Consider the following 25,458-nt stretch of genomic DNA (forward strand, 5'->3'; position numbering starts at 1 on the left):
ATTTTCCTGACCTTGAACAATAACGCTTGATTATCTCTTAACCGTTGCAAAATAACTTTACATTGATAAGTTAAATAGCAATTGAATATTAATAATTTAAAAATTAACAAAGGTGTTTTTTTTGATTAAAACAATTTCTGTTTCAAAGCCATTGATATTTTTTTATGTTTGCTTATATTTTTTGTAATATTGACGCCTAAAAATTTTAGAAGTAAAAAAGCGATTTGAATACTCCATGCTTTTTGTAATCGTTAGAATCAAAAAACCTCAAAACCATATTCTGAATGCTCCTCAGAATTAAAGCCAGGCTATTAATCCTTTCTATGCTTGGAGCCTTTCAGATGCTTCAGGCGCAGGATCCGCATTTTTCGCAGTACTATGCCAATCCGCTTTATCTTAATCCAGCATTTGCAGGTGTGGCCCGCTGCCCAAAAGTTCATCTTAACTATAGAAGTCAGTATCCGATTGGAAACATCTATCAAACATTCTCTGCTTCATACGACCAATATTTTGATAATATAAAGGGAGGACTAGGATTTTTAATTTTAAGAGATGAAGCTGGTGACGGGGTGCTCAATACAACGGAAATAGGAGCCTTATATTCCTATCATTTGCAAGTCAGCAGGAAATTTTCCATTTTGGCCGGTTTTCAGGCAAATTTCAGACAAAGAGCTCTTGAATGGGGTAACTTTCGATTTCCTGATATGATAGACCCCTTCTTTGGCTTTGTCAGACCGACAGAGGAAGTAGGTCCGGACAGGGTTCAAAACAATCATGTAGATTTGTCCATAGGTTTTATAGGGTATTCAGAAGCATTTTACATCGGAGTTGCTGGGCATCATCTAACACAACCTGACGAAAGCTTCTTTGTAGAGAGCAAACTGCCATTTAAACTGACTATTCATTCAGGAGCTAATATACCCATTACCCGAAGAAGGTTGTATGGCGAATATCAGAGCGTATTGATTCCAAATATTGTGATACAAAATCAAGGTACGTTCTGGTCGTTCTTTGGAGGTTTATCGTTTAATTATTCAGCCATAACAGGTGGATTAGGGCTTCGTCATGGCAATACCAATCCTGATGCGCTCGTTATTTTACTTGGAATAGCACCTCAAGAAATGCCCTGGCGGCTTGGATATAGCTACGATTACACCGTAAGCAGACTTACCAATGCTCTGGGAGGGGCCCACGAAATATCGCTCATGTACCAATTTGCATGTCCAAAAAAGACAAAAAAGATAGAACCCTTACGTTGTCCAAAATTTTAAACTGAAAAATTTCTTTGCATGAATATGAGAAATTTTCTTCCTCTTGCATGGTTAGCAGCCATTGTACTTGCAACTGGCTGTGGGAAACCCAAATCCAGCACCACCGGATGGAAAATTAATGATACAAAAAACGGTGGATTCATGGCTAACCTGAAATTCAAAGGCCAGATGACCGGTCCGGGTCTTGTTTTTATCGAAGGAGGTACCTTCACCATGGGCCGTGTTGAAGAAGATGTTATCAAAGACTGGAACAATATACCTAGGCAAGTGACAGTTTCATCTTTCTACATGGACGAGCACGAGGTTACTAACCTCGCTTACCGCGAGTACCTCTATTGGTTGGAAAGAGTTTTTGACCTGGAATACTTTCCGGAAATTTACAGGTCTGCTTTACCCGATACATTGGTGTGGAGAGATAAACTGGCCTACAATGAAGCTTTGGTTGAAAATTACCTCAGATATCCCGCATATAATTTTTATCCGGTAGTCGGGGTAAACTGGGAGCAGGCTATGAAATATTGTGCCTGGAGGACCGACAGAGTCAATGAAATGATTCTGATTGAAAAAGGGGTATTTTATCCGCTTAACGACCAGAGAGATGCAGACCATTTTGATACAGAAGTTTATCTTTATCTTTCTGGTGAATACACTCAACAAAACAAAAAGGGACTAAAAGATTACAGACCAAATAGCCCTTATGGCAAAGAAGGTCGCCCTGTGACTATAGAAGATGGTATACTACTGCCCAAATACAGACTTCCAACCGAGGCTGAGTGGGAATATGCAGCTTACGGAAATATAGGAAACCGCCAGTTTGACCGACTGTATGAAGGAAATAAATTTACTTGGGCCGGAAACTCAATGAGAACCTCTGAGGGTAAAAGCAGAGGTGATATGCTCGGCAATTTCAAAAGAGGAAGAGGGGATAACATGGGTTTAGGGGGTTGGCTCAACGACCAGGCAGATATCACCATGCAGGTAAAATTTTACCCCCCAAACGATTTTGGCCTCTACGATATGGAAGGTAATGTGGCTGAATGGGTACTGGATGTGTACAGACCTTTGAGCTTTGAAGATCTGACCGATTTCAGACCTTTCAGGGGAAATGAATTTACTACTTTTGACAAAGATTATCAAGGGGCCGGTGAGCTTACAGTTCTTCAAGAACCTCAGGTAGACCAAAACGGAAAAATTGTACGCCTTCCCGGCCAGTTGCCGGTAAGACCTGTAACAGAGCAGGAGAATCTAAACAGACGAAATTATCAATACAGCGACTATAGAGATTATCTCGATGGAGATGTTGAATCAAGTATTTATTACAGTAAAGATGTTCCTTCTGGTGAGGAACCCATGTATGATTACAACAAAACCACATTGATTGGAAACACAATACGAGTGGTAAAAGGTGCCTCCTGGAAAGATAGACAATACTGGGTGAGCCCGGGAACTCGCAGATTTATGGAACAAACTGTGGCTACCGACTGGATTGGTTTTCGCTGTGCAATGGACAGACTTGGAATGCAAAATGACTTGAAGCGAAAAAAAACCTCTAAAAAACCCAAACGCCAAAAATTCAGACCTTATCGAATGAGCAAATAGGTTGATTTCATAAACCGTATACCTGAGACCCCTGGCTTTAGTCAGGGGTTTTTTCTTAAAGGTTTTTGAACTATAATTTTGATAAATAAATTCCTTGGAAAAGGAGTGTGCGAATTTTAAACCTTTTAAAAAGAATCTTTACGTAAACAATTGGGATACTTTTGGGGGTTCTTCTTTGATTTGTCGAAGTAGAAATGGGCTATTCCTTACCTTTGTGGCCGTAAAATGCAGCACCGCAAATGAAACGGCATATACCCAACATGCTTACTCTTATGAATTTGTTTTGTGCATTGCCGGCTTTGGATGCTGCGTCAAGAGCTGATTTTCATACTACGTTATTTTGGATGATTCTTTCTCTGGCTTTTGATTTTTTGGATGGTTTGGTTGCACGCTGGCTTGATGTAGCTACTCCCTTGGGAGTGCAACTGGACTCATTGGCAGATGTTGTGAGTTTCGGTGTAGTACCATCTATGGTATTGTTCAAAATTGCTGTTACATATGTACCTCCGGAGTTGCAGCTTCTGGAAATAGTTCCTTACCTTTCCTTTATAGTGGCAGCTGGTGCTGCATTCCGGTTAGCCCGATTCAATCTGGATGTTGATCAGTCAAAAGATTTTAAAGGACTTCCTACGCCCTCCTGCGCTATATTGGTGATTGGTATCCCCTTCATTATAGAAGTAGTTGGAAGGGAAGTTTTTCAGTTGTATCATTTTGTAATAATTCCATTTTTGCTGATTTGGTTTATGAATGCAGATTTTCGATTGTTTTCACTGAAGCTGTCACATGCTGATTCTTTCCTGTGGCTGAAAGGGGTTTTTGTCCTGGCAGCGGTAGTAATACTTGTTTGGTTTAAGAAGGCTGGTTTATCTGCTGTCGTACTACTTTACATATTGTTGTCAATACTTTTTTATCATCCAACTAAATCCATTCACCATGAAATTCAGAGTTGATGTCAATATAATGCCTCACAAGGCACTATTGGACCCCCAGGGTAAAGCAGTATGTCATAATATGCCAAATGTAGGGATTACGGGTGTTTCTGAAGTAAGAATCGGGAAGCACATCCAAATGATCCTCGAAGCAACTGATGAGGAAGATGCCAGACAGAAAGCGGATGAGAGCTGTAGAAAAATTCTCGTAAATCCGATCACAGAATCTTATGAGTTTTCTATTTATCCGATCTGAAGTGCCAAGTTCAGCTTGAAGTTGTTGATCACAGCCGTTTTTATAATTTATTTTTTGAAAACTTAAGCCCATATTGAAAAAACCCGGAAGATTCCGGGTTTTTTTAACTTTGAGCTTATGCGTCTATTTTGGCGTATTTGGCATTCTTTTCAATAAACTCTCGTCTGGGAGGTACGTCATCGCCCATTAGCATTGAGAAGATGCGATCGGCTTCGGCAGCATTTTCGATGGTCACTTGTTTTAGTGTTCTTTTCTCAGGGTTCATGGTAGTTTCCCATAGCTGCTCGGCATTCATCTCACCAAGTCCTTTATAGCGTTGTATGTTTACAGTACCTTCTTTTTCGCCACCAAATTCACGGACCAGTTGGTCGCGCTGTGATTCATTCCATGCATAAGCTTGCTTATTGCCTTTTTTGACCAGGTAGAGCGGGGGAGAAGCAATGTAGAGGTGGCCGTGTTCTATCAGTTCGCGCATATATCTGAAGAAAAACGTCATGATAAGTGTGGCAATGTGGCTTCCATCCACATCGGCATCACACATAATAATGATTTTGTGATATCGTAATTTACTTATATTGAGAGCCTTGGAATCTTCTTCCGTACCGATGGAAACCCCAAGAGCGGTGAAGATGTTTCGGATTTCTTCATTTTCAAAGACTTTGTGAGTCATTGCCTTTTCGACATTGAGAATTTTACCTCTCAATGGCATAATGGCCTGGAAGCGTCTATCGCGGCCTTGTTTGGCGGTACCTCCAGCTGAATCTCCTTCTACTAAAAAGAGTTCACAGCGGGCCGGGTCTGTTTCAGAGCAATCGCTTAGTTTACCTGGTAAACCGGTGCCGGTAAGTACATTTTTTCTTTGTACCATTTCCCGGGCTTTACGCGCGGCTATCCTTGCTTTAGCAGCAAGTACTACCTTGTTTACGATCATCCGGGCTTCGTTGGGGTGTTCTTCAAGGTAGGTGCTGAGCATTTCGCCCACGAGTTGGTCAACTGCGCCGACGACTTCGTTGTTACCGAGTTTCGTTTTGGTTTGACCTTCAAACTGAGGCTCCATTACTTTCACAGAGATGACAGCCGTGAGCCCTTCCCTGAAGTCATCACCGGTGATTTCTACTTTTTCTTTAGTGGTGATTCCGGAATCATCGGCGTATTTTTTCAGAGTCCTTGTCAGAGCTCTTCTGAATCCGGTCAGGTGTGTACCTCCCTCGTGTGTGTTGATATTATTAACGTAGGAAAAGATATTTTCAGTAAAGGAGGTATTGTACGTCATGGCCACCTCCACTGGAATTCCTGCTCTTTCGCCTTCCATGTAAATGGGCTCAGGAATTAACTTTTCTCGTGCAGAGTCAATAAATGAGACAAATTCTTTAAGTCCGCCTTCTGAATAGAAGGTTTCAGTGATGGGCATTCCTTGCTCATCTGTTTCTCTTTCGTCGGTGAGCTTAATGCGGATGCCTTTGTTGAGAAATGCTAATTCTCTAAGGCGAGCCTGCAATATGCTGTATTGATAGACTGTATCGATGAATATGGTATCGTCTGGTTTGAAGCTTACGATAGTCCCCCTGTAATCGCTATTGCCTATTTCTTTTACATCGTATAAAGGGATGCCTCTGGAATATTCCTGAACATAAACTTTACCTCCTCTGTGCACTTCGGCTCGAAGATGAGTAGAGAGTGCGTTGACGCATGAAACGCCTACCCCGTGCAACCCTCCTGATACCTTGTAGGAATCTTTGTCAAATTTTCCACCGGCATGCAATACGGTCATTACTACTTCAAGGGCCGATCTTCCCTCTTTAGGGTGAATATCCACCGGAATACCCCTACCATCGTCTTTTACCGTAATACTATTGTCCTGATGAATGGTCACTTCGATGGTTTTGCAGTATCCTGCCAGAGCTTCGTCAATAGAATTGTCAACTACTTCATATACAAGGTGATGAAGGCCTTTGGTGCCTATATCACCGATGTACATCGCAGGTCTTTTTCTTACGGCTTCGAGTCCTTCCAGTATTTGAATACTGGCTGCACCATAGTCTTTTACTTCACTCATTTTCAGCTATATGTATTTCTCGTTTTTGATTTCCAATACTTGCAAATATAGCTTTTGTTAGGTGTACTTATGGCGCTTAATGACACATTCCCGTGGAATTTACCAACAAATTAACGTGGAGCGAATGTGCTCTAAAAGATTGAAAACTAAAGAATAAAAAATAATGCTGTCTAGCTTTACAATTTTCTAGAATGTGCCATTTCAGATACAGATTTGTAAGATAGGGAAAACACCAGGCATTTTTGATTTATTGCCTGTTTGATTTATTACAGATAAATTTAATTTACGAAATCATTGTTGATGGATGGTTGCATGATAGCAATCAACTTTATTACAATTTTGATGAATATGGAATTCAATACCAAGCAATCTGAGTGAAAAGTCGCTTAATCACTTTTAAGCTCTCTCATTTCCCGCATGAGTTTTCTTTTGAAATGTATTTCACTCAAATAAAGGTCGATAGCTCGTTTTGGGCCAATTAATCTTGAAAATTTTTTGTAGTATTCAATTTGAATTTTTGCATTTTCCTCATTGAGTTTCAAAATCTCAGACATTAGTTTTTCTGCATCGTTGTCAGATAGGGATGTTATGCTGTCGGAATTGTTGAGGCCTTCTTCTATCAACTGAATTCTTTCCTGATGAATTTTATCGAGTTTTCTGCGATATTCATTATAAATAGGCCAGAATTTTTCAGCTTCTGCAGTTGTCATGTTTAATCGTGTGGAAATTATACCAATCCGCATATTTTCTATACGCTCTTTGGCCCGCAGCCAAGCTTTGTCAGGTTGAGCAAAGGTGTTTAAATTCAATACAATCAAAAGTGCTATTCCACTTATTCTAATTCGTTCCATAGCCAATCATTTTCTGTATGTTGATAGTTGTTTGTTGATTTTAAAGTATTTATATACTCACTGGTAAGCAATGCTTCATCGCTTAATGCGATCCACTCGGTTTGTTTCATGTAATAGTGATCTTCCAGAATGTTTTTTTCTTTATTATTCCAGATAATTATACCTAAGATGATGGCGGCTGCCGAAGCTGCAGCTCCTAGCTTTATATACAATGCTGTGATTTTCTTCTTTTTAAATCGTAGATAGACATATTCAAAATCCCGTATGTCATGTGCCGATTTCAAATACGTATGTTTTGCTCTGCCATGGAGGTCATGTAGATTTTTAAAATTTTCGACCTCTTTCTGTATTTCTCTCTTCATTTCAATGTTTAGACTATTGATATTTGTTTTCGTTTAATTTTTTGATCAAATAATTTTCCACTTTTCCCATCGCGTGATGAAAGGATGCTTTCAGCGCACCTTCGGTGATTCCTGTGATTTCTGAGATTTTTTCATACGATAATTCTTCAAAATATCTAAGTGTAAAAACTGCTTTTTGCCGTGGTGGTAAAGTTTGGATTGCTTCATCAAGCCATTTTAAAGCAGTTTCGGCCTTTATTTCAGAAGGTACGATGCCTTCCTGACTAGCATTTCTGATATCGTATGAAACAAATATTTCATAATCTCTGGATTTTTTCCAGTTGATACACTCGTGATATGCTATTCTGTACATCCACGTATACAGTGATGAATCGCCCTTAAATGAGCGGAAATGGCGAAATATCTTTTCCCATACATTTTGTGCTACATCGTGTGCATCTTCCTTGTTCTTTAGGATGGTTGCAATAAAAGAATAAAGTCTACCTGAATACGTTTCGTAGACCAAACGGTATATCGACTCAACAGATTGCTGGCTCTTTCCGTTCAGATAATCGCGAACTTTATTTTCTACAGTATCGGACACGCGGTTTTGACAGTTCTTTACCTCTGAAGTTTAATGGAGGATTGATTAAAAAACCCGCGCAAAGATGAAAATCAGAAATATAAGTGTAAGGATGCCTAACAAAAAATAAATTGAGCCTGATGGAAAAAAGGTTTTGTGTACTGGTGCATCTTTTTGATAGCTCCAGGCCAGATAAATAACAAACAAGACCATAAAGACGGCTGCGAAGATCCAGTGACCTGTTGTGATATTGTCTCCTATCATTTTGTTTGCTTCTTTGAGTTGTACTAGGGTGCAAGTCTATAAATTTTCCAATGATCTGTTTGAACTTTTTCATACACGATTCGGTCATGGAGCCGAGAGGGTCTTCCTTGCCAAAACTCAAATCGCATGGGTACTACGCGGTATCCTCCCCAGGATTCAGGGCATGGGATGTCGTCGTTCTGTGCGTACATTTCAGATAATTTTTTGAATCTTTCCATTAGAAAATCTCTTGATTCTATTACGCTGCTTTGTGGTGAAACGTGAGCGCCAATACGGCTTTCTTTAGGTCTGGTTCTGAAGTAGGTTTCGCTTTCTTCTCTGGAGATTTTCACTGCCTCTCCAAGAACTCTGACTTGACGCTCTGTTTGTGCCCAGTAAAATAGCAAGCTTACCCTTGGATTGGCAGCTATCTCTTTTCCTTTATCGCTGTTATAATTTGTAAAAAAAACAAAACCGTCTGCAGAGTATTCCTTCAGCAGTACTTGTCGACTTTTGGGGTATCCATCCAGCCCCAAGGTAGAAAGTGTCATTGCGTTGAAATCATATGCATTGAATTTTTGGAATTCATTAAACCAAAGGTCGAACAATTTTACCGGATGGTCTGGCAATTGATTTTCTATAAGTTCACCATGTGCATAATTTTCCCTTACATCAAACAAATTTTTTTTCATACATCACAATAAAATAGTGTAACAAAAATATTTTGAAAAGTAGCCGATATAAAATGACATTCATTATTAATTTTATACCATGGATTGAAAAACTTGTTTTCTTATGGAAGTGCTAGATTTGCCGGTACAAGGATGTTTGCTTATATCGGAGCCGTTGCTGGGAGATCCTAATTTTGAAAAGACAGTAATTTATTTAACCGCATATTCCAACCTTGGTGCAGTAGGCTTTGTAATCAATAAGGTCAGTAATATGATGTTATGCGATATTATTGACGATTTACAGTCTTCTGATTTTTTCATACACGAAGGGGGACCGGTTGAAACCGATCATTTGTTTTTCATCCACAAACGCAGCGATCTGGTAGATTCAAATTATAAAATTGACGATCAATATTATTGGGGTGGTGATGCAGAGATGCTCTTTGATAAAATTCGCAAAGGCAAAATACTCGAAGATGATGTACTGTTTTTTAAAGGATACAGTGGATGGGCACCGGGACAATTGGAAAACGAACTGAGGGCCAAATCATGGGTTGTGGTTAAAGAGGCGCTCGACGTAGTGATGCAGTATGCCCCAGAGGAACGTTGGTCATCCTTACTCCGCAAGCTTGGAGGTCGCTATTTATATTGGATCAACACTCCTGCGAATCCGGTGTGGAATTGAAATATGTGTTAATCTAACATTAAAGTGCCAATTGAGTTTTTTTGGATATTTGAAATTCAGGTATTTGAAATAGTGAAAAATCCAAGCTTTTATTTTGGAGTTTTAAATGGGATTCTATCTTTGCACCCGTTCTTTACATCCAGGGGTTCATAGCTCAGCCGGTTCAGAGCACCTGCCTTACAAGCAGGGGGTCACAGGTTCGAATCCTGTTGAACCCACTACCTTTCGTTGGCCTCAGTTTTTACAAAACGTTGAGGTCTTTTTTTTGCCTAGTACTTTTTGACTCGTAGGATTCTCCTATTGTCATCTCGCTTTGTTGCATACAAGCTATGAAACGAGCGTTTGCATTAAAGTAATTTTTTGCCGGATATTGTTTGCAATCCTTAGTAGGTTTATGGATATTATCAGTTTGGTAATTTGGAAGAGTTTATGGACGTAGATTATAGCGTTTGCAGTAGTTCTTATACCTGAATAACACCGGGATTGTAGCGTGGAACATCCGGGTTGTGGTCAGCCATCTCTATACCCATTGAGATCCATTTGCGCGTATCGATCGGATCGATGATGGCATCAACCCAAAGCCGGGCGGCAGCGTAATATGGACTGGTTTGATTTTCGTACCGGCTTTTTATAGAGTTGAGAAGCTCTTTCTCCTGGTCTGGTGATAATTCCTGGCCCGAGGCTTGTCGGTTTGCTTTTTCGATTTGCAGAAGAACGCTTGCAGCCTGTTGTCCTCCCATTACAGCTATCTGTGCTGTGGGCCAAGCTATTATAAGACGCGGATCATAAGCTTTGCCACACATGGCATAGTTACCGGCTCCGTAGCTATTGCCTATGATGATGGTAAACTTTGGTACTACACTATTGGCTACGGCATTTACCATTTTTGCTCCATCTTTGATGATACCACCGTGCTCTGAGCGGCTCCCAACCATAAAGCCTGTCACATCTTGTAAAAACACCAGAGGAATTTTCTTTTGATTGCAATTTGCGATAAATCGGGTAGCCTTATCAGCCGAATCTGAATAGATGACGCCACCGAATTGCATTTCTCCTTTTTTGTTTTTTACAATTTCGCGGTTGTTGGCCACAATCCCCACAGCCCAACCATCGATGCGAGCATATCCGGTAATGAGGGTTTTGCCGTACCCTTCCTTGTACTCAATCCAACTGCCCTTGTCGATGAGGCATTCAATTAGTTCTTTGGTTTTAAAGGGTTTGCTTCTGTCGTAGGGAATTATTTTGTAAATATCTGTTGGATTTCGCTCCGGATCTTTTGGTTCAGCCCTATCAAAACCGGCTTTTGGGAAGTGTCCTAGCTTATCGATAATATTTCTGATTTTCGCAAGGGCTGAGGGGTCATCGGGTTCTTTATAGTCGGTCACACCGGATATTTCGCAATGGGTGGTGGCTCCACCTAGGGTTTCATTGTCCACATCTTCGCCTATGGCAGCTTTTACCAGATAGGAGCCTGCCAGGAATATGGAACCTGTTTTATCTACAATAAGGGCTTCATCGCTCATGATCGGTAGATAAGCTCCTCCGGCCACACAACTACCCATAATAGCGGCAATTTGTGTAATGCCTTTTGACGACATGACAGCATTGTTTCGAAAAATTCTGCCGAAATTTTCTTTGTCCGGGAAAATTTCATCCTGCATCGGCAGATAAACTCCAGCGCTATCGACCAGATAAATAATCGGAATGCGATTTTCCATTGCGATTTCCTGAGCACGTAGGTTTTTTTTACCGGTTATAGGAAACCATGCTCCGGCTTTTACAGTGGCATCATTTGCCACCACAATGCACATACGGCCACAGATGTATCCTATCACGATTACAACACCGCCTGCTGGACATCCGCCGTGCTCTTTGTACATCTCCCAGCCTGCAAGGGCTCCGATTTCTAGAAGTGGTTTTCCCGGGTCGAGCAGGTGTTCTATCCGTTCTCTAGCCGTTAATTTCCCTTGTTTGTGTTGTTTCTCGATTTTTGATTTTCCACCACCGAGAGATATTTTCTCAAGTCTGGCCTTGAGCTCTCCGAGAAGGAGTTTTATTGAATCTTCATTTTTGTTTTGCTCGAGTTCCTGAGAGGTCATTTTTATGATGATGCCATTTGCTGCTGCGGCCGAAGGTACAGCCGCTGGCTCATTTAATCACAATCTTCTACCTGCCACTCTGCCACTTTTTTGAATTTTTCACGTTCATTGGGTTGTGAGAAAAACAGTGTAAATACCGAAAAGCCGGGATATTCACTCACAAGAATAAAATCGGTGTAACCGTCCTGATTGAGGTCACCAAACCAATAAATATCGGGGACGCCACACTTTCCGAAATATTGGATTTGGTTTGTGATGTCAAAGATTTCTTTTACATCCACATTGAGCTCCACTTGCAGCCGGTAATTTTGGACTACAGGGCAGTCATTGACATAGGTAGAGACAGTACCTGAAGTCATCAGTCGGATATTACCAAGGGATTCTCCGGGCTGGTAGGGATAAAGCTCGAGCCGGACGCCTGGTGTCAGGGTTCGGTTTATCTGTGTGAGGATGAAGTCGTTGTTCTTTATTTTCTTCCAATCACGGAAAACTTCCGGCAATCCTATGATAAATAGTGTACCATCTCCATTCGAAGGTTTTATATCAAAAAACATCTTGCCTCTGGGGTTGTCTTTTCTCAGTTCGATGCTCAGGTCAATGGGTCTTATATGATAGTAATCATCTTCCAGATAAATGCCATAATAATAGTATGTGCGGTCTATCTTGGTCACATCTTCGCAATAAGGATAACTTTCTGTCAGAAATTTTACATCTTGGAAGATGGATGACTTCCCGGAAGAAGTTTGTAAGTTTGGCTTTTTACCTTGTTCAGTCTGTACGACTGATTTTTGGTGTCCGTGCTGGTTTTCGGCTTCGATTTTTGAGTCTTCCAAAGCCTTAAGTGCTTTTGTTTCATTTTCGGAAATATTGGATCCCGATAGAGACTCCCGTACAAGAATGGGCACTGTATATCCATCCCACATGTATCCTTTAAAGTTTTTAAAACTTACATATCTCCAGAAGCCATTGATACCCTCTACGGTGGTCTGTCCAAACTTTTCTTTGCAGGCCTGTACATGGGATTTATAAGGAGCTGAACCTACTATTTTGGCTTGTACATCAGGTTTTTCCCTTATTCTCATTCCCGAAAGGGCTTCAACCTGTAAAGTTACTTCGAAGTCGCAGTCAGGTCTTTGGCCCAGTATCGGATAGTGAATTGAGAACATAAGCGATATCGACAGGCATTTAAAACGATATATGTATTTGTGCATTTTTTATTTTTTGACAAAAGTATCAAATGAATTAATAATCAAGTAGATGGCTTTTTGCCAAAGGTCCTTCGTTGAAAATAAGGTCAATGACAGAGCGTTTGGGCAAAAATCCATTTTTGTAAGAAAAAACTTGTTTGTAAGGTTTTGATTGAATGTGATTAAGTGTACCCATTTTTAACTCAAAATCAACAGGATGTGAATTAGTTATTTCCTCTGAAAGGGAGCTATTGGCTTTTTTTTCTTTTAACCAAAGCAGGCAGAGGTCAATTGATGCAAGACAAAAATCAATTAAGTAAACGGGTCGACTGCTATACAAATCCTCTAGATTGTTTGACAAAAATTCATAGAATGGACTATTGTTGTAAACTGAATTTAGGGTTTTAAGATGAATTGATTGCCAGTCTGAATCATAACAGATCTGAATTTGATCTACGCTGGCTCCCTGATGCGGATGTATAACTGGTATGGTGAGCTTTTGACCTCCATTGGGGCCATCGATGTAAAACCTATTGAATGATGACTGTTTATTCCAAGGGTAATTTTTTAATATGAGCTTTTGGTCTGTATTCAGCCAGAGAGTAAACCAATCTGTGGCTGGAAATAAAAAAGGTGGAAATTCAAGAATTTCCTTTTGCATTCGTTTTTTTTCGAAATTTTTCTGAATAATATTTCCATGCCAGGTTGAGCAATGCTGTAAGGATTACAAAATGCCAGAAGTATGACCTGGGATTACCCTCGCCATGTACGGTGGTAAATACTCTGGATGTCCTGATTTTAGAGGAGATTTTTTCAGCAGTTTTGTCATAACTCATCCAGATAAATACTGGTTTGCCGACTATATGGTCCTCGGGCACAAATCCCCAATACCGTGAGTCAAGTGAATTGTGCCTGTTGTCTCCCATCATCCAGTAGTAGTTTTGTTTGAAAGTATATGAATCAGCCTTCCTGCCATTGATAAGGATTTGATCATCTTCTATTGTCAGCGAATTGCCTTCATAAGTTTGTATGATGCGTTCGTACCATTCGATGTTGTCGGTGCTGATATGAACGGTTGTGCCTTTTTTAGGGATGTAAACGGGGCCGTAATTATCTCTTGTATTCATGTATTTGATGATATCGCTGTGATATCTGTTAGGAAATGTTTCAGAGTTGGGTTTCAGGTATCGATCCAAATAATTTTTTAGGGCTATGGGCGTATTGTCGGGATAATCAAATGGATCTCTTTTGGCAATGACCGGAATGATCTCCACTACATTGGGAAGCTTTTGGAACATCGGTAACTTGTCTTCCGGAATGTGTATGAGGTACTCGGTTTGGGATATTTGTCTTACTTGTGTAAAGTCGTTTTCTGAAGGATTCAAGGCTTTTGAATAATAAATGTCGAGCTTATCATGAAGCTGACGTCTGTTGAAAGGTGTTCCATCTGTGCGGACATAATATTCAAATTGAAGGCGCATTCTGTCAGGTTTGGATGGATTTTTGCCATTGATGTACACCTCTCTATCGATGATTTCCAGCGTGTCACCCGGAACTGCTACGCATCGTTTTATATAATTCATTCGCTTGTCAACGGGTAAATCACTTTCAACTGGCCAATTGAAGACAACATTATCAAATCTCTTGATTTCCTGAAATTTTGGAAGACGTAGATATGGCAGTTGGACGATATCTGTATAACAGTCGATGTCTGTACCTGGAATTTTGCTGTGCATCAAAGGGAGTGACAGTGGAGTGATCGGCAATCGGATACCGTAGTGCATTTTACTTACAAAGAGAAAGTCTCCCACCAGAAGTGTCTTTTCCATAGAAGGTGTAGGGATCACGTAAGCCTCGAAGGTAAAGGCCCGTAATACACTGGCTACAATTACAGCGAAAAACAGGGAGTTAATCGTTTCCCCTACGTGCGCCTTGATGTACGCTTTGTCCCTTCCAACATAGTGAAGGGGTGATGTGTACTGAAGGTAAATAAGGTACAGCCCGCCTGTAAAAACGGTGAGCAGGACATCCTTCCATTTTCTGAAATTAAAGACATGCAGTAGTTCATACGCTGCTACAATAGCCATCAAGTTGCCAACGACAGGGATAAAGAACAGAAAAATCTGCCATACAGGTCTTTTAATGATTCTGAGCAGCACGTATGTTTTGTAGACCGGAATGGCTGCTTCCCAGATTTTTCGCCCTGCTGCTTCAAAGAATTTGAAGAGGTAAAAGAATGAAAAGACTTGTATAAGGGCTAAAAACAGGATGAAATTTCCTTGATTCATTTGGTATTTTTTATTTTGATAGGTCCAGGAATTCTTCCATTGTAAATACACCTGTACGGTTTCTTATCCAAGCGGCAGCGGCCAAAGCTCCTCTGGCAAATCCTTCCCTAGAAAATGCCTGGTGCGATATGTGAATTTCATCAATCTGGGATGTAAAGTACAGTTGGTGAATTCCCGGAACGTCGCCTTCGCGTACAGATTGTATAATCAGTGTCTCATCATCTGTACTATTGGATGAATATTTCTTCAATGAAGGATAATGTTGTAATACATACTCAGCCAATGTAATGGCGGTACCACTTGGAGCGTCCAGTTTTCGGGTATGATGTACCTCTCTGATGGATGGCTTGTAATCTTTGTACCTGGAAATCAGAGCAGATGCATGCTTGCAGATTTGAAAGAAGAGTTGTACACCGATGCTGAAATTGGACGAATAAAGCAAAGTGCCGCGGTGTTTTTCTGCTTCGCGTTTAACGCGGTCGAGCTGATGGTACCATCCAGTGGTGCCGCAAACTATCGGAATCTCAGCTTTGAAACATTCTAAGATATTCTCTACAGCAGCATCAGGTTGGGTAAACTCAATGGCCACATCTGCAAGGCCAGCATAGTTTCTAATGTCTTCTGTCTTTGTAACTCGTCCGATTACTTCGTCATCTGTATTCAGGGTAATGGATTCAATCATTTTACCCATTCTGCCGTATCCGATCAGTAAGATTTTCAAAACGAAAAATTTTTAGGAAGTTGTCGTTTGGATGAGGCTTCAAAATTAATGGTGAAATGCAACCCTGCATATATGCCAAGATAATGGTTTTGAATCGTTGGTTGAACCTTCATGCTCAAATCGTCTGAAATATCAAAGTGAAAAAAATGCGCGTCCACATATGCATCCAGAATATTAAGCCCATATGCTGCTACAAAGAGGATAATTGACAGATCGCGCCATCTGCGATAGGTGTTGGAAATAAAAATTAGGTTATCTTCTGTAAATCTGCCTTCAAAGATATCTTCCCCGGTCAGAATCAGTTTTTCAAGCCCTTGATAATAATATTGATATTGTTTGTGATTTTCCATCACGAAATATCCGGTAGCTCCCAAAGCAGCATATACGATGGGTATTTTCCAGTACTTTTTGTTGTAGAACTGTCCAAGGCCAGGAAGCACAGCGCTGTACAGAACAGCTTTCCGGATAGAATGCGGTCTTTGAATGACAGGTTGGTCTGAGGGAGGCAAAGGCGCATCTATTTGAGCCCCTGCCTTAAAGGAGAAAAGTAATAATGCAACAACGGTTAAACGAAAGTATTTAAGTAAAAGTCTACTGCTGAACAATGGCAAGAATTCTTTCCAGGTCGTTGTTGTTTTCAAAATTGATTATTATTCTACCCTTACCATCTTGTTTTTTGCTGATTTCAACTTTAGTCCTCAAGGTTCGTGACAAGACTTCTTTTATAGCATCCAATTCTTCATCATTTTCCCGGTGAGTGGGAGACTTTTTTTCCGGATCTAGTTGTCCGGTATCTTTATATCTTTTGACCAACTCTTCTACTTGTCTGACGGATAACTCTTTAGCTATAATTCGTTTATAAATTTCGATTTGAACATCTTCATCTTCCACATTGATCAAAGCTCTGGCATGCCCCATGGAGATGAGTTTATCTCTAAGACCTACCTGGATGAGATCCGGAAGTTTAAGCAGTCGAATGTAATTGGTTACTGTAGAGCGCTTTTTACCTACGCGTTCACTTAGTTTTTCCTGTGTGAGATTAATTTCTTCGATCAATCTACGGTAGCTAATGGCTATTTCTATCGGATCGAGGTCTTCGCGCTGAATGTTTTCCACCAGCGCCATTTCGAGCATGTTTTGGTCGTCGGCCAGTCGTACATAAGCAGGAATTGTTTTAAGGCCGGCCTTTTGGGCAGCTCTCCAACGGCGCTCACCACTTATGATTTCGTATTGGTTAAAGCCTGTTTTTCTGACAGTGATTGGCTGTATTACTCCCAGCTGTGCTATGGATTGGGCAAGCTCATCGAGTGCTTCTTTAGCAAAATTTGTTCTTGGCTGATAGGGATTTGCGCTAATGGCATCTATATCTATTTCTGCAACAGCTCCTATAATTTGTTCTGCATTTTTATCAGCTGCAGATTTAATATCAGTTGCCGGGTCTTTAAGTAGGGCTGATAGTCCTCTTCCAAGTACTTGTTTTTTTTGTTCTGCCATTTTCGTCAGTAAAGTTTCTTCAAATAAATTTAAAGGGTATTGGAATTTTCAGCTGCAGCGGTATTGTTTTTCAAGAATTCACGAGCCAGATTCAGGTAGTTAGCAGCTCCCTGACTAGTGGCGTCGTACACTACGATACTTTCACCGAATGATGGAGCTTCTGATAGCTTGACATTTCTAGAGATGATGGTGTCAAATACCATGTTTTGAAAGTGTGTTCTCACTTCGTCGACTACCTGATTGCTCAGTCTGAGACGCGAATCGTACATGGTGAGCAGCAAACCTTCAATGTCGAGATCCGGATTGTGAAGGGACTGCACGCTTCTTATCGTATTGAGGAGCTTTCCAAGCCCTTCGAGGGCAAAATACTCGCATTGGATAGGAACGATTACGCTGTCAGCTGCTGTAAGCGCATTGATGGTTATCAGACCTAAAGATGGAGCACAATCTATAATAATGTAATCAAAATCATTTTTGATATCTGTTATTGCTGATTTGAGCATGTACTCCCGACGTTCCTTATCGACAAGCTCAATTTCGGCAGCTACAAGGTCAATTTGAGAAGGTATCAGCCATACGTTTGGGGTGTTGGTTTTTATTAATACGTCTTTAGGTTCTATCTGATGTTCGATCAGTTGATAGGTGCCCAATGTGACCGATTGCGGATCTATTCCCAAACCCGATGTAGCATTGGCCTGAGGATCGGCATCGATCAGCAGTACCCTCTGCTCCAGCACACCGAGGCTTGCTGATAGGTTCACAGCAGTGGTTGTCTTCCCAACACCACCTTTTTGATTTGCTATGGCCACTACCTTTCCCATTTCTGATACTTTTGCGTTTGCAAATGTATGGAAAAAGGGTGAGCGTTGGACTTAAATTTTACGTTAAATGGATTTTTTAAAATGGTTCGGACGTTTTTTAATTACTTCAAAAACAATAAGATATAATTTAGTTGTCCCCTCTCATCACTATCCCGATATACTGCTGCGAGTACCCTGGTTGATGATACCTTATTTTGTTTTTTGTTATTTATATTATCCCAGAAACATTTTTTTTGCTTACCATCTTTATAAAGTGATAAAGAATAAATCTCCGTTAGCGGTTTTGGAAGTTGGATTTGGAGAGGGGATTCATCTGATTCCATTTGCTGTACTCTTTCCAAAGGTCAAATTTTTTGGATTTGACATAAGGGAAGATAACGCAATTTTTTTACGAAATTTTAGTTCGTATTTTAATTTGAAGAATATTGTGATTTTAACTCACAATGAGTTTAATATGAAAGGGAGTCAGACGTTTGATATCATATATATGGTCGGTGTATTGCAATATGTGGAGAATGATGCTGAATTTTTAAAATTTTTAAAAGAAAAATTAACAGATAAAGGAAATTTTATGCTGTATCAACCTGTACATTATGTGCGATATTTTAAGATGTTGGATAATATGGTTGAAAAATATGAACACTATGAGAAAGAGGTAAATCTACTCAGAAAATACCATTTGAAAGACCTTGTGGAGGTGCTAAAAAATACAGGATTCAAGCGGTTAAAAGTTTACAGATATATTTTTAAATATTCTTCAATCGCTCAGGAGGTTTTTCGGTTTTTCTACATACCTGTGATCAAAAGCACAAATCTTTTGGAAAAAATAATTGGGCTGGCTGGTATTATTTTGTTCTCTCCCCTAATAATAGTTGTAAGTCATTTGGGAAATTGTCTTGAAACAAAAACAAACAATGCTGTATTGATTGTTTTTGATAATTAAGCGTATAGTATAGATTGGTTTTTCTGGATTGAGCGAATTTTTTCGATGTAATTTTCTATGTTGCAAAATAGATTAGTAAACCTTGGATTATAGTACTTTGATAACGCTTTTTCTTTACATAAATTTTCAAAAAACAGATTTATTAATCGAGAAAATATACATTTTTTTTGAGTATTGTTGTTAAATCGATAAATGCCATAAACTGTGTGGGCTATTTGAGCAAAAAAGCCTTCGACTGTTCTTAAATTAACATGTTCGTTTTTTGGGAAAATGAATTGAACTTTTACATCAAAAATCGATAGCCGATTGAATACACTTAAAATCTTATCAACAATATAGTATGTTGTGTGAACGGTTCCTGGTTCTACGATAAAATTGAGGAAAACTTCATTAGAACCTTTTAAGAATGAATTTCTTGCGATTCCAATACCTTTAATAAATGGAATACATTTGACTATCTGAGTGACTGCTCGGAAGTGATTGATAAAATATTGAATTTCCAGATCTCTGTTCCAAGTTTCATCGATCAGATGAGCAAAACCCGGTAAAGAAAATTTGTTATTTTCAGCTATGAGAAGACCATCTTCGACCATTTGGGCGAGAAAAGCATTAAACGATTAAAGATCAACATTAAAGTTGTAATTTTCAAATATTTCATTTGATGATGGAGCTATTCCCAGCCCATGAAACTGGGATAAGAGACGGAGAGTAGCAGTTTTCATAGTTTTTGATTGCATTGCAAAAATAACACAAAGTATTAAAATTTGTTTTGCAGCATAAAAAATTTGTGAGTAGGTAGATTTACTTTACGAAAGGTACAGAGACTGTACAATAATACAATGTAAGCGGTGCTCGTTTTCAAGAGTGAAGTGAGGAAACATTACAGTCTTTAGTTGGGATTACTTTAATCCACTTTTCTCAATCCATTTTAAAAATTCGTCAAACACAAAAGGTTGCCCGGCCACAATTTCACCTCCGAAAAGAAATTGACTTCCGCCTGAAAAGTCGGTTACTCTTCCGCCAGCTTCATGTACCAGAACTATTCCAGCGGCCACATCCCAGGCATTTAAACCATATTCGAAAAAGAGATCAAATCTGCCGGCAGCTGTATTGGCCAGGTCCAAGGCAGCTGAGCCCAGTCTTCTAACACCTCTGGTGTGGTGAAACGTCCTATGGAGTAGCTTCATAAACGATTCAAGGCGACCGTAATCGCGGTAAGGAAAACCTGTGGCCAAAAGTGATTTGTGAAGGCCGGGCTCACGTCTGACGTAAATCGGCTGGCCATTCATCACAGCTCCACCTCCATCATAGGCTGAATACAAATCGTTTAACCCACAGTCATAAATCACACCTAATACCAATTTTTCCCCATGCATTAGAGCTATGCTTATGGAATAAAATGGCAATTGGTGAATGTAATTTGTAGTTCCGTCCAAAGGATCAACGATCCAAACGAATTCATTTTGTCTCTGCTGTGCGACCGTATTTTCTTCAGTGATAAAACCTGCATGAGGAAGCAGTTTGCTCAGTTGGTCAACGATCATTTGTTCAGCAGCTCTGTCCACATAACTGACAAGTGAGTTTAGCTCTTTGATTTCAACTTTCTTTTCAACCAGCTTTTTCTGTTCTCCCTGCATAAAACTGGCTACATTCCTAGATACTTCACACACCTGGTTTGTAAGTATTTTGTACATCTGGCTCATTTATCAGAAAGCTTAAGGATTTTCAACAGTCTCACTGCAAATTCTTCAATCACATTGGCTGATTCTTCATCGTCCGTGGCTTTTCTAAGCAAATTGGCAGTGGTAGCAATATTTTGATGAATAAATTTTTTCATCGAATCGATGCTCATTTCTTTAGTCCAGAGGTCAAGGCGTAAGGTTTCCTGATTTGCTTCGTCCCATATTGTCAAAAAGGCTGCCTTGGCATCAGCATGATAGACACCTCCGTCAGGTGCATTCCATTCGATTTTCTCAGGAATCTGATTTTCATCGAGCCATACATCAATTGTGATTTTTGCCTGTTTTTTCATAGGTTATGGTTTGTATCTGGATTGATTAAAAATATTTTGATAATCCGTTCTTTTGGCTAATTCTTTTAGTGTTATATTTTTATTGTTTTTCATGTATTGGGATACAATTCTATAGCCTATCCATTGACCTATTCGACCTGGAATCTGATGGTCAAAGTCTGTACCTAATCTGGTAAATGGAGCTGGGTCAATAAAACGCTTTTTTGTCATTACGTTGGTATCAAAAAGCAATCTGTTGTTAATAAAGTAAAGCCATAAATTTTTTTCATTATCAATACAAAACTTGATTTGCTCTTCAGTATACTTAAATAAATTGTGTTCTTTTTCATTGGGAAGTAATGATTTCATGATATACAATCTAATGCCATCTCTTATCATGTGATTGATCAAGCTTTCAGATCCGGAGGGTGTGTTTTGTTGCAGATAATCTGCTATTGCGCCAGCTGCATCGACAGGAATGTACTTTCTGTTACGTTCTCGTGCAAGATATCTGGGCTGATAAGCATAGACTGGATGGTCTTCACCCAAGTATACATCCAAGCCAATAAATAATAGCGAATCGCTGAAAATGACTGGGTAATCAAAGTCCAATCCAGATACATAAGTGTAAATATAAATCTTCTGTATACTCGTATCAAATAAGATGTTGTAATTTTCGAATATTTGCTGTAATATTTTTAATTCATTTGTTATATCTTTAAAGGTGTCTTTCACCGATTGATATAATTTTAATTGAAGTGAGTCTACCAGCAAATTTTTCCAAAATTCATCATTAGTATTTTGGAAGAAGGGGTGGTATTTTTTTTTGAGATCGGGTAAACTATCAAAAATAAATTCTGGCTGAATTTCATATAGGTCTTGTTCAAATCGAGCAAGTATTAATTCAACTTTTTTATCACTTTTTTCTGGATTTTTACATCCCAAAGCAATCCATACAATACTTATGAAATAGAACACACTTGGTCGGATAGCTTTTGTCATATTTTTTTTCGGTACATTTGCAGTGCAAAAATCAATAGAGTATGTATTCTTCCAAAATCAGGAACGTTATTCTTTTCATTGTATTGATTTTCAGTTGTTCGGTCAGGGCTCAAGACTATCGCCTGGGAGTTTATGGTTCTACAAATGTAACCTGGGTTCCTTTGGAAAATGAGTTGCTCAGGGGTCCTGGTCGGGTTGGCTGGGGTTTTGGTTTTGTATTCAACAGGTTTTTAAATCCGAAAAATGCCTTTTCAGTAGGCTTGGATATTGCGACCTTGAACCACCATATTACTTTTCCGACTTATGATAGTTTAATGGTTGGAAATCCATTGATCAATGTAAGAGTCAAAAACCGATTTGATTATTTTTCATTTCCAATAGCTTACAGAATGTTTTGGGGGCAGGTGGGCTACTACAATCCTTTTGTGACTTTTGGCTTAAATCTTGGATTCAGAAGGCGCCAACAAGTGGAGTATGAGCCTAATTACGAACATTTTAACAGAAACATCAACAATGCGTTGTTGTTTAATTTTATGTTTGGAGTCGGGACAAACTATGAATTGGCTCCTAACACTGATTTTTTTCTTGAAATGCTTTTCAATCGCAGCTTGCTAAACAATATTAAGGAAACTGCTGTACCTGAATTAAAAGATGAGCAACCGAGATTTTCTTTTCTGACGTTGCGTGTGGGACTATTATTTTAAAAATGATGAATGCAGGTAAGGTTGCTGAATTCATTACCAATTGGCTAAAAAGCTATTCGGAGTCAGCCTCAGCCCGTGGATTTGTGGTCGGTATTTCAGGAGGTGTTGACTCTGCCACAGTATCAACACTCTGTGCTAAAACCGGATTAGAGGTACTGGTGATTACAATGCCCATTCACCAGGAAAAGGCTCAATATCAAAGAGCTATCGAGCATATGAACTGGCTGATGGCCAGATTTCCAAACATCAAATCAAAAATTGTGGATCTTACTGAGATTTTTGATTCAATCTGTAAGACGTACCGGGCGGATGATTCGGATCCCTTGGTTCACTTATCGTTAGCCAATACACGCTCCCGGCTCCGAATGGTAACATTGTACTATTATGCACAGGTTAATGGACTTTTGGTAGCTGGGACAGGTAATAAAGTAGAAGATTTTGGTGTAGGTTTTTACACCAAATACGGCGATGGAGGTGTGGACCTTAGCCCGATTGCGGATTTGATGAAATCTGAAGTGTATCAGTTAGCAAAGCATTTGGGAATAAACAATGACATCATCACAGCTTCTCCAACTGATGGTTTATGGTACGACCATAGAACAGATGAAGAGCAGCTCGGTGCATCTTACGACCAATTGGAATGGGCTATGAAACAATGGGAAGCCGGGAAAAAGCCGCAAGATTTCTCAGGCGACGAACGCAGGGTAATGGAAATATTCCAAATGCATCATCTCCGAAATAAGCATAAAATGATGCCAATTCCCGTTTGCACTATACCGGAGTCCATCAGACAAGCATGAAAAAACTCTTTTTGGCAGCACTGTTTATTTGGAATACAGTATGGCCTGTGTATTCTCAACAAGACGAAATATACTTCGATTCCAGAGGTCGTAAAACAGGAATCTGGAAAAAATACTATCCAAACAAACAACTCAAATTTGAAGGAAAATTTGAAGACGATATAGAGGTAGGCGTTTTCAGATATTATTACGAGAATGGCCAATTAAAATCCGAAAACACCTACAGAGGTAAATCAGGCATCTGCTATTCGAAGCAATACGATGCGTCCGGAAGACTTCTGGCCGAAGGCATCTACAACAAACGTCTAAAAGACAGTATCTGGACATATTACAGCGAAACAGGCCACAAAATATCCACAGAATCGTACTCCGGTGGTAAGCTTCACGGGCCTGTCTTGACATATTTTCCCAATGGGAAAATCGCTGAGCGAAAAGAATATGAAAAAGGGGTGTTATCAGGTCGATGGGAACAGTTTTTTGAAGACGGAAGTCGCAGCCTTACTGCTATATACGTGGCTGGCAAACTGCATGGTGAAGCCATCTATTACTCCACTTTGGGCAAGATCAGAGCTAAAGGAAATTTTCGCAATGGCGTAAGAAATGGAGATTGGTTTTTTTATGACGATGAAGGCAGGCCAGAGCGTAAAGAAACTTATCAGGAGGGATTTCTCATTAAAACAACTAAATTAAATTAAATTTAATTAAACTTTTGCAAATGACCCGGGTCGTTGTAGGCTTATCAGGAGGAGTTGACAGCAGTGTGGCTGCTCTGCTGCTCAAGCAGCAAGGATACGAGGTTATCGGGATGTTTATGCGCAATTGGAATGACGAGTCTGTGACACTAAACAACGAATGCCCGTGGGTCGACGATAGCCAAGATGCTCTGATGGTAGCTGATGCATTGGGTATACCTTTTAGAGTTGTGGATTATAGTGAATCCTACAGGAAAAGAATAGTAGATTACATGTTTTCCGAGTATCAGGTCGGACGTACCCCTAACCCCGATGTGCTCTGCAACAGAGAAATAAAGTTTGATCTATTTTTAGAAGAAGCTCTCAAAATAGGCGCAGATTATGTGGCTACTGGCCACTATTGCAGAAAAGAGGTTCAGCAAACGGATTATGGTCAGATCTCTCGTCTGCTCAAGGGCGCAGATCCAGCCAAAGATCAGAGCTATTTTCTATGTCAGGTTCGACAATCCCAGTTGGCACATGCCCTATTTCCGATAGGTCACCTAAAAAAAACGGATGTAAGAAAGATAGCAGAACAATATCAGCTTATCACCGCAAGAAAAAAGGACTCACAAGGACTTTGTTTTATCGGAAAAGTCAGTCTGCCGGAGTTTCTTCAGCAACAGCTCAAACCAAAAAAAGGTCGGATTATCTCAATTCCACCTGAAGCAGTAACCACTGAAATAATCGATCCATCTGCTGAGATAAATGAAGAAGTTTTGGACAGGTTATCCAGCCCATGCAAGCTACATCCTGAAATGGGAAGTGTGATAGGAGAGCATAACGGAGCTCATTACTATACCATAGGCCAGCGTAAGGGGCTCGGACTTGGAGGGATGAAGCAGCCTCCTTTTGTCATCGGAATAGATGCGCGGGAAAATATTTTGTATGTAGGTGAAGGTGAAAATCACCCTGGCCTATATCGGCAGGCATTGAAGATGTCTGCTTCCTCCATCAATTGGATTGTACCTGAAGAGCGATTGGCCGCTGGCGAGAGCCGAAAGTACATGTGCCGAATCCGTTACCGTCAGAACCTTGAGCCTGCTGCTTTGTTTGTTTTTGAAAATTATAGTTATTTGCTTTTTGATACACCTCAGAAGGCTATCACGCCCGGTCAGTTTGCAGTGTGGTATGAGGACGATTACCTGATCGGTAGTGGTGTAATAGATTAA

Annotated in this window: 27 protein-coding genes and 1 tRNA gene; 11 read left to right on the forward strand and 17 right to left on the reverse strand. The window is 39.9% G+C overall.

The window, feature by feature from the left end:
* Positions 1 to 284 precede the first annotated feature (284 nt).
* The 4 genes from DES35_RS08255 (at position 285) to purS (ending at position 4,055) form a co-directional block, all read left to right on the forward strand.
* Positions 285 to 1,271: a PorP/SprF family type IX secretion system membrane protein gene (locus tag DES35_RS08255; RefSeq protein WP_114366326.1), complete on the forward strand. Its 987-nt coding sequence runs from the start codon at positions 285 to 287 to the stop codon at positions 1,269 to 1,271.
* Positions 1,272 to 1,295: 24 nt separating this feature from the next.
* Positions 1,296 to 2,870 carry an SUMF1/EgtB/PvdO family nonheme iron enzyme gene (locus DES35_RS08260; RefSeq protein ID WP_037358838.1) on the forward strand — a complete coding sequence of 525 codons (1,575 nt, stop codon included), beginning with the start codon at positions 1,296 to 1,298 and terminating at the stop codon, positions 2,868 to 2,870.
* Between the two features lie 239 nt (positions 2,871 to 3,109).
* On the forward strand, positions 3,110 to 3,820 hold the full coding sequence (locus DES35_RS08265; RefSeq protein WP_051889317.1) for a CDP-alcohol phosphatidyltransferase family protein: 711 nt from the start codon (positions 3,110 to 3,112) through the stop codon (positions 3,818 to 3,820).
* Positions 3,804 to 4,055, forward strand: a complete 252-nt coding sequence (gene purS / locus DES35_RS08270) for a phosphoribosylformylglycinamidine synthase subunit PurS (RefSeq protein ID WP_037358835.1) — start codon at positions 3,804 to 3,806, stop codon at positions 4,053 to 4,055. The genes DES35_RS08265 and purS overlap by 17 nt, the downstream gene beginning before the upstream one ends.
* Positions 4,056 to 4,170: 115 nt before the next feature.
* On the opposite strand, the gene gyrB is transcribed toward purS, so the two are convergent.
* The 5 genes from gyrB to pdxH all read right to left on the reverse strand — a co-directional run bounded on the left by gyrB (position 4,171) and on the right by pdxH (position 8,821).
* Positions 4,171 to 6,111 carry a DNA topoisomerase (ATP-hydrolyzing) subunit B gene (gyrB, locus tag DES35_RS08275; protein WP_037358830.1) on the reverse strand — a complete coding sequence of 647 codons (1,941 nt, stop codon included), beginning with the start codon at positions 6,109 to 6,111 and terminating at the stop codon, positions 4,171 to 4,173.
* Between the two features lie 386 nt (positions 6,112 to 6,497).
* Positions 6,498 to 6,962 carry a hypothetical protein gene (locus DES35_RS08280; RefSeq protein WP_125039440.1) on the reverse strand — a complete coding sequence of 155 codons (465 nt, stop codon included), beginning with the start codon at positions 6,960 to 6,962 and terminating at the stop codon, positions 6,498 to 6,500.
* Positions 6,944 to 7,324 (reverse strand): hypothetical protein, encoded by a 381-nt coding sequence (locus tag DES35_RS08285; protein WP_037358824.1) that lies wholly within the window; start codon positions 7,322 to 7,324, stop codon positions 6,944 to 6,946. The genes DES35_RS08280 and DES35_RS08285 overlap by 19 nt, the downstream gene beginning before the upstream one ends.
* A 13-nt stretch (positions 7,325 to 7,337) precedes the next feature.
* Positions 7,338 to 7,907 carry an RNA polymerase sigma factor gene (locus DES35_RS08290; RefSeq protein WP_051889316.1) on the reverse strand — a complete coding sequence of 190 codons (570 nt, stop codon included), beginning with the start codon at positions 7,905 to 7,907 and terminating at the stop codon, positions 7,338 to 7,340.
* A gap of 266 nt (positions 7,908 to 8,173) precedes the next feature.
* A complete protein-coding gene (gene pdxH / locus DES35_RS08300) occupies positions 8,174 to 8,821 on the reverse strand; it encodes a pyridoxamine 5'-phosphate oxidase (RefSeq protein ID WP_037358820.1) in 648 nt (215 codons plus the stop codon).
* A gap of 103 nt (positions 8,822 to 8,924) precedes the next feature.
* On the opposite strand from pdxH, the gene DES35_RS08305 reads away from it, so the two are divergent.
* A complete protein-coding gene (locus tag DES35_RS08305) occupies positions 8,925 to 9,485 on the forward strand; it encodes a YqgE/AlgH family protein (protein WP_037358818.1) in 561 nt (186 codons plus the stop codon).
* Between the two features lie 143 nt (positions 9,486 to 9,628).
* A tRNA-Val gene (locus tag DES35_RS08310) sits at positions 9,629 to 9,703 on the forward strand.
* Positions 9,704 to 9,946: 243 nt separating this feature from the next.
* Here DES35_RS08310 and DES35_RS08315 read toward each other — a convergent pair.
* The 8 genes from DES35_RS08315 to DES35_RS08350 are packed head-to-tail and all read right to left on the reverse strand — an operon-like array spanning position 9,947 to position 18,095.
* Positions 9,947 to 11,584 carry an acyl-CoA carboxylase subunit beta gene (locus tag DES35_RS08315; RefSeq protein ID WP_114366328.1) on the reverse strand — a complete coding sequence of 546 codons (1,638 nt, stop codon included), beginning with the start codon at positions 11,582 to 11,584 and terminating at the stop codon, positions 9,947 to 9,949.
* 53 nt (positions 11,585 to 11,637) lie between these two features.
* Positions 11,638 to 12,795, reverse strand: coding sequence for a hypothetical protein (locus tag DES35_RS08320; RefSeq protein ID WP_125039441.1), 1,158 nt, complete (start codon positions 12,793 to 12,795; stop codon positions 11,638 to 11,640).
* A gap of 31 nt (positions 12,796 to 12,826) precedes the next feature.
* Positions 12,827 to 13,432: a WbqC family protein gene (locus DES35_RS08325; protein WP_037358812.1), complete on the reverse strand. Its 606-nt coding sequence runs from the start codon at positions 13,430 to 13,432 to the stop codon at positions 12,827 to 12,829.
* Entirely contained in the window at positions 13,413 to 15,059 is a 1,647-nt protein-coding gene (gene lepB, locus DES35_RS11680; protein WP_037358907.1) for a signal peptidase I, read from the reverse strand. The genes DES35_RS08325 and lepB overlap by 20 nt, the downstream gene beginning before the upstream one ends.
* A 10-nt stretch (positions 15,060 to 15,069) precedes the next feature.
* Positions 15,070 to 15,780 carry a 4-hydroxy-tetrahydrodipicolinate reductase gene (gene dapB, locus DES35_RS08335; RefSeq protein WP_037358809.1) on the reverse strand — a complete coding sequence of 237 codons (711 nt, stop codon included), beginning with the start codon at positions 15,778 to 15,780 and terminating at the stop codon, positions 15,070 to 15,072.
* Positions 15,777 to 16,421 carry a DUF5683 domain-containing protein gene (locus tag DES35_RS08340; RefSeq protein ID WP_125039442.1) on the reverse strand — a complete coding sequence of 215 codons (645 nt, stop codon included), beginning with the start codon at positions 16,419 to 16,421 and terminating at the stop codon, positions 15,777 to 15,779. The genes dapB and DES35_RS08340 overlap by 4 nt, the downstream gene beginning before the upstream one ends.
* A complete protein-coding gene (locus tag DES35_RS08345; RefSeq protein WP_037358803.1) occupies positions 16,372 to 17,274 on the reverse strand; it encodes a ParB/RepB/Spo0J family partition protein in 903 nt (300 codons plus the stop codon). The genes DES35_RS08340 and DES35_RS08345 overlap by 50 nt, the downstream gene beginning before the upstream one ends.
* Before the next feature lie 29 nt (positions 17,275 to 17,303).
* Positions 17,304 to 18,095, reverse strand: a complete 792-nt coding sequence (locus tag DES35_RS08350) for a ParA family protein (protein WP_037358802.1) — start codon at positions 18,093 to 18,095, stop codon at positions 17,304 to 17,306.
* Between the two features lie 67 nt (positions 18,096 to 18,162).
* Between DES35_RS08350 and DES35_RS08355 the strand changes: the two genes are divergently transcribed.
* Positions 18,163 to 19,038, forward strand: a complete 876-nt coding sequence (locus DES35_RS08355) for a class I SAM-dependent methyltransferase (RefSeq protein ID WP_037358801.1) — start codon at positions 18,163 to 18,165, stop codon at positions 19,036 to 19,038.
* Here DES35_RS08355 and DES35_RS08360 read toward each other — a convergent pair.
* From DES35_RS08360 to gldB, 4 genes are all read right to left on the reverse strand, one after another.
* A complete protein-coding gene (locus tag DES35_RS08360) occupies positions 19,035 to 19,631 on the reverse strand; it encodes a hypothetical protein (RefSeq protein WP_114366330.1) in 597 nt (198 codons plus the stop codon). The genes DES35_RS08355 and DES35_RS08360 overlap by 4 nt on opposite strands.
* Before the next feature lie 306 nt (positions 19,632 to 19,937).
* A complete protein-coding gene (locus tag DES35_RS08365; RefSeq protein WP_114366331.1) occupies positions 19,938 to 20,741 on the reverse strand; it encodes an inositol monophosphatase family protein in 804 nt (267 codons plus the stop codon).
* Complete coding sequence (locus tag DES35_RS08370; RefSeq protein ID WP_037358776.1) at positions 20,738 to 21,070, reverse strand: gliding motility protein GldC; 333 nt, start codon at positions 21,068 to 21,070, stop codon at positions 20,738 to 20,740. The genes DES35_RS08365 and DES35_RS08370 overlap by 4 nt, the downstream gene beginning before the upstream one ends.
* A gap of 3 nt (positions 21,071 to 21,073) precedes the next feature.
* Complete coding sequence (gene gldB, locus DES35_RS08375; protein WP_114366332.1) at positions 21,074 to 22,051, reverse strand: gliding motility lipoprotein GldB; 978 nt, start codon at positions 22,049 to 22,051, stop codon at positions 21,074 to 21,076.
* 41 nt (positions 22,052 to 22,092) lie between these two features.
* Between gldB and DES35_RS08380 the strand changes: the two genes are divergently transcribed.
* Genes DES35_RS08380 through mnmA form a run of 4 tightly spaced genes read left to right on the forward strand, consistent with a single transcriptional unit; the run spans position 22,093 to position 25,458 of the window.
* The gene (locus tag DES35_RS08380; protein WP_114366333.1) at positions 22,093 to 22,755 is read left to right on the forward strand and encodes an outer membrane beta-barrel protein; all 663 of its coding nucleotides are present in this window, start codon (positions 22,093 to 22,095) and stop codon (positions 22,753 to 22,755) included.
* A 5-nt stretch (positions 22,756 to 22,760) separates the two neighbouring features.
* Positions 22,761 to 23,555, forward strand: a complete 795-nt coding sequence (gene nadE / locus DES35_RS08385; RefSeq protein WP_037358901.1) for an NAD(+) synthase — start codon at positions 22,761 to 22,763, stop codon at positions 23,553 to 23,555.
* Complete coding sequence (locus DES35_RS08390; protein ID WP_037358769.1) at positions 23,552 to 24,250, forward strand: toxin-antitoxin system YwqK family antitoxin; 699 nt, start codon at positions 23,552 to 23,554, stop codon at positions 24,248 to 24,250. Before nadE ends, DES35_RS08390 begins: the two co-directional genes overlap by 4 nt.
* A 20-nt stretch (positions 24,251 to 24,270) precedes the next feature.
* Positions 24,271 to 25,458, forward strand: a complete 1,188-nt coding sequence (mnmA, locus tag DES35_RS08395; RefSeq protein WP_037358766.1) for a tRNA 2-thiouridine(34) synthase MnmA — start codon at positions 24,271 to 24,273, stop codon at positions 25,456 to 25,458.

It is taken from the genome of Schleiferia thermophila (assembly GCF_003337435.1).
Classification (GTDB): Bacteria; Bacteroidota; Bacteroidia; order Flavobacteriales; family Schleiferiaceae; genus Schleiferia; species Schleiferia thermophila.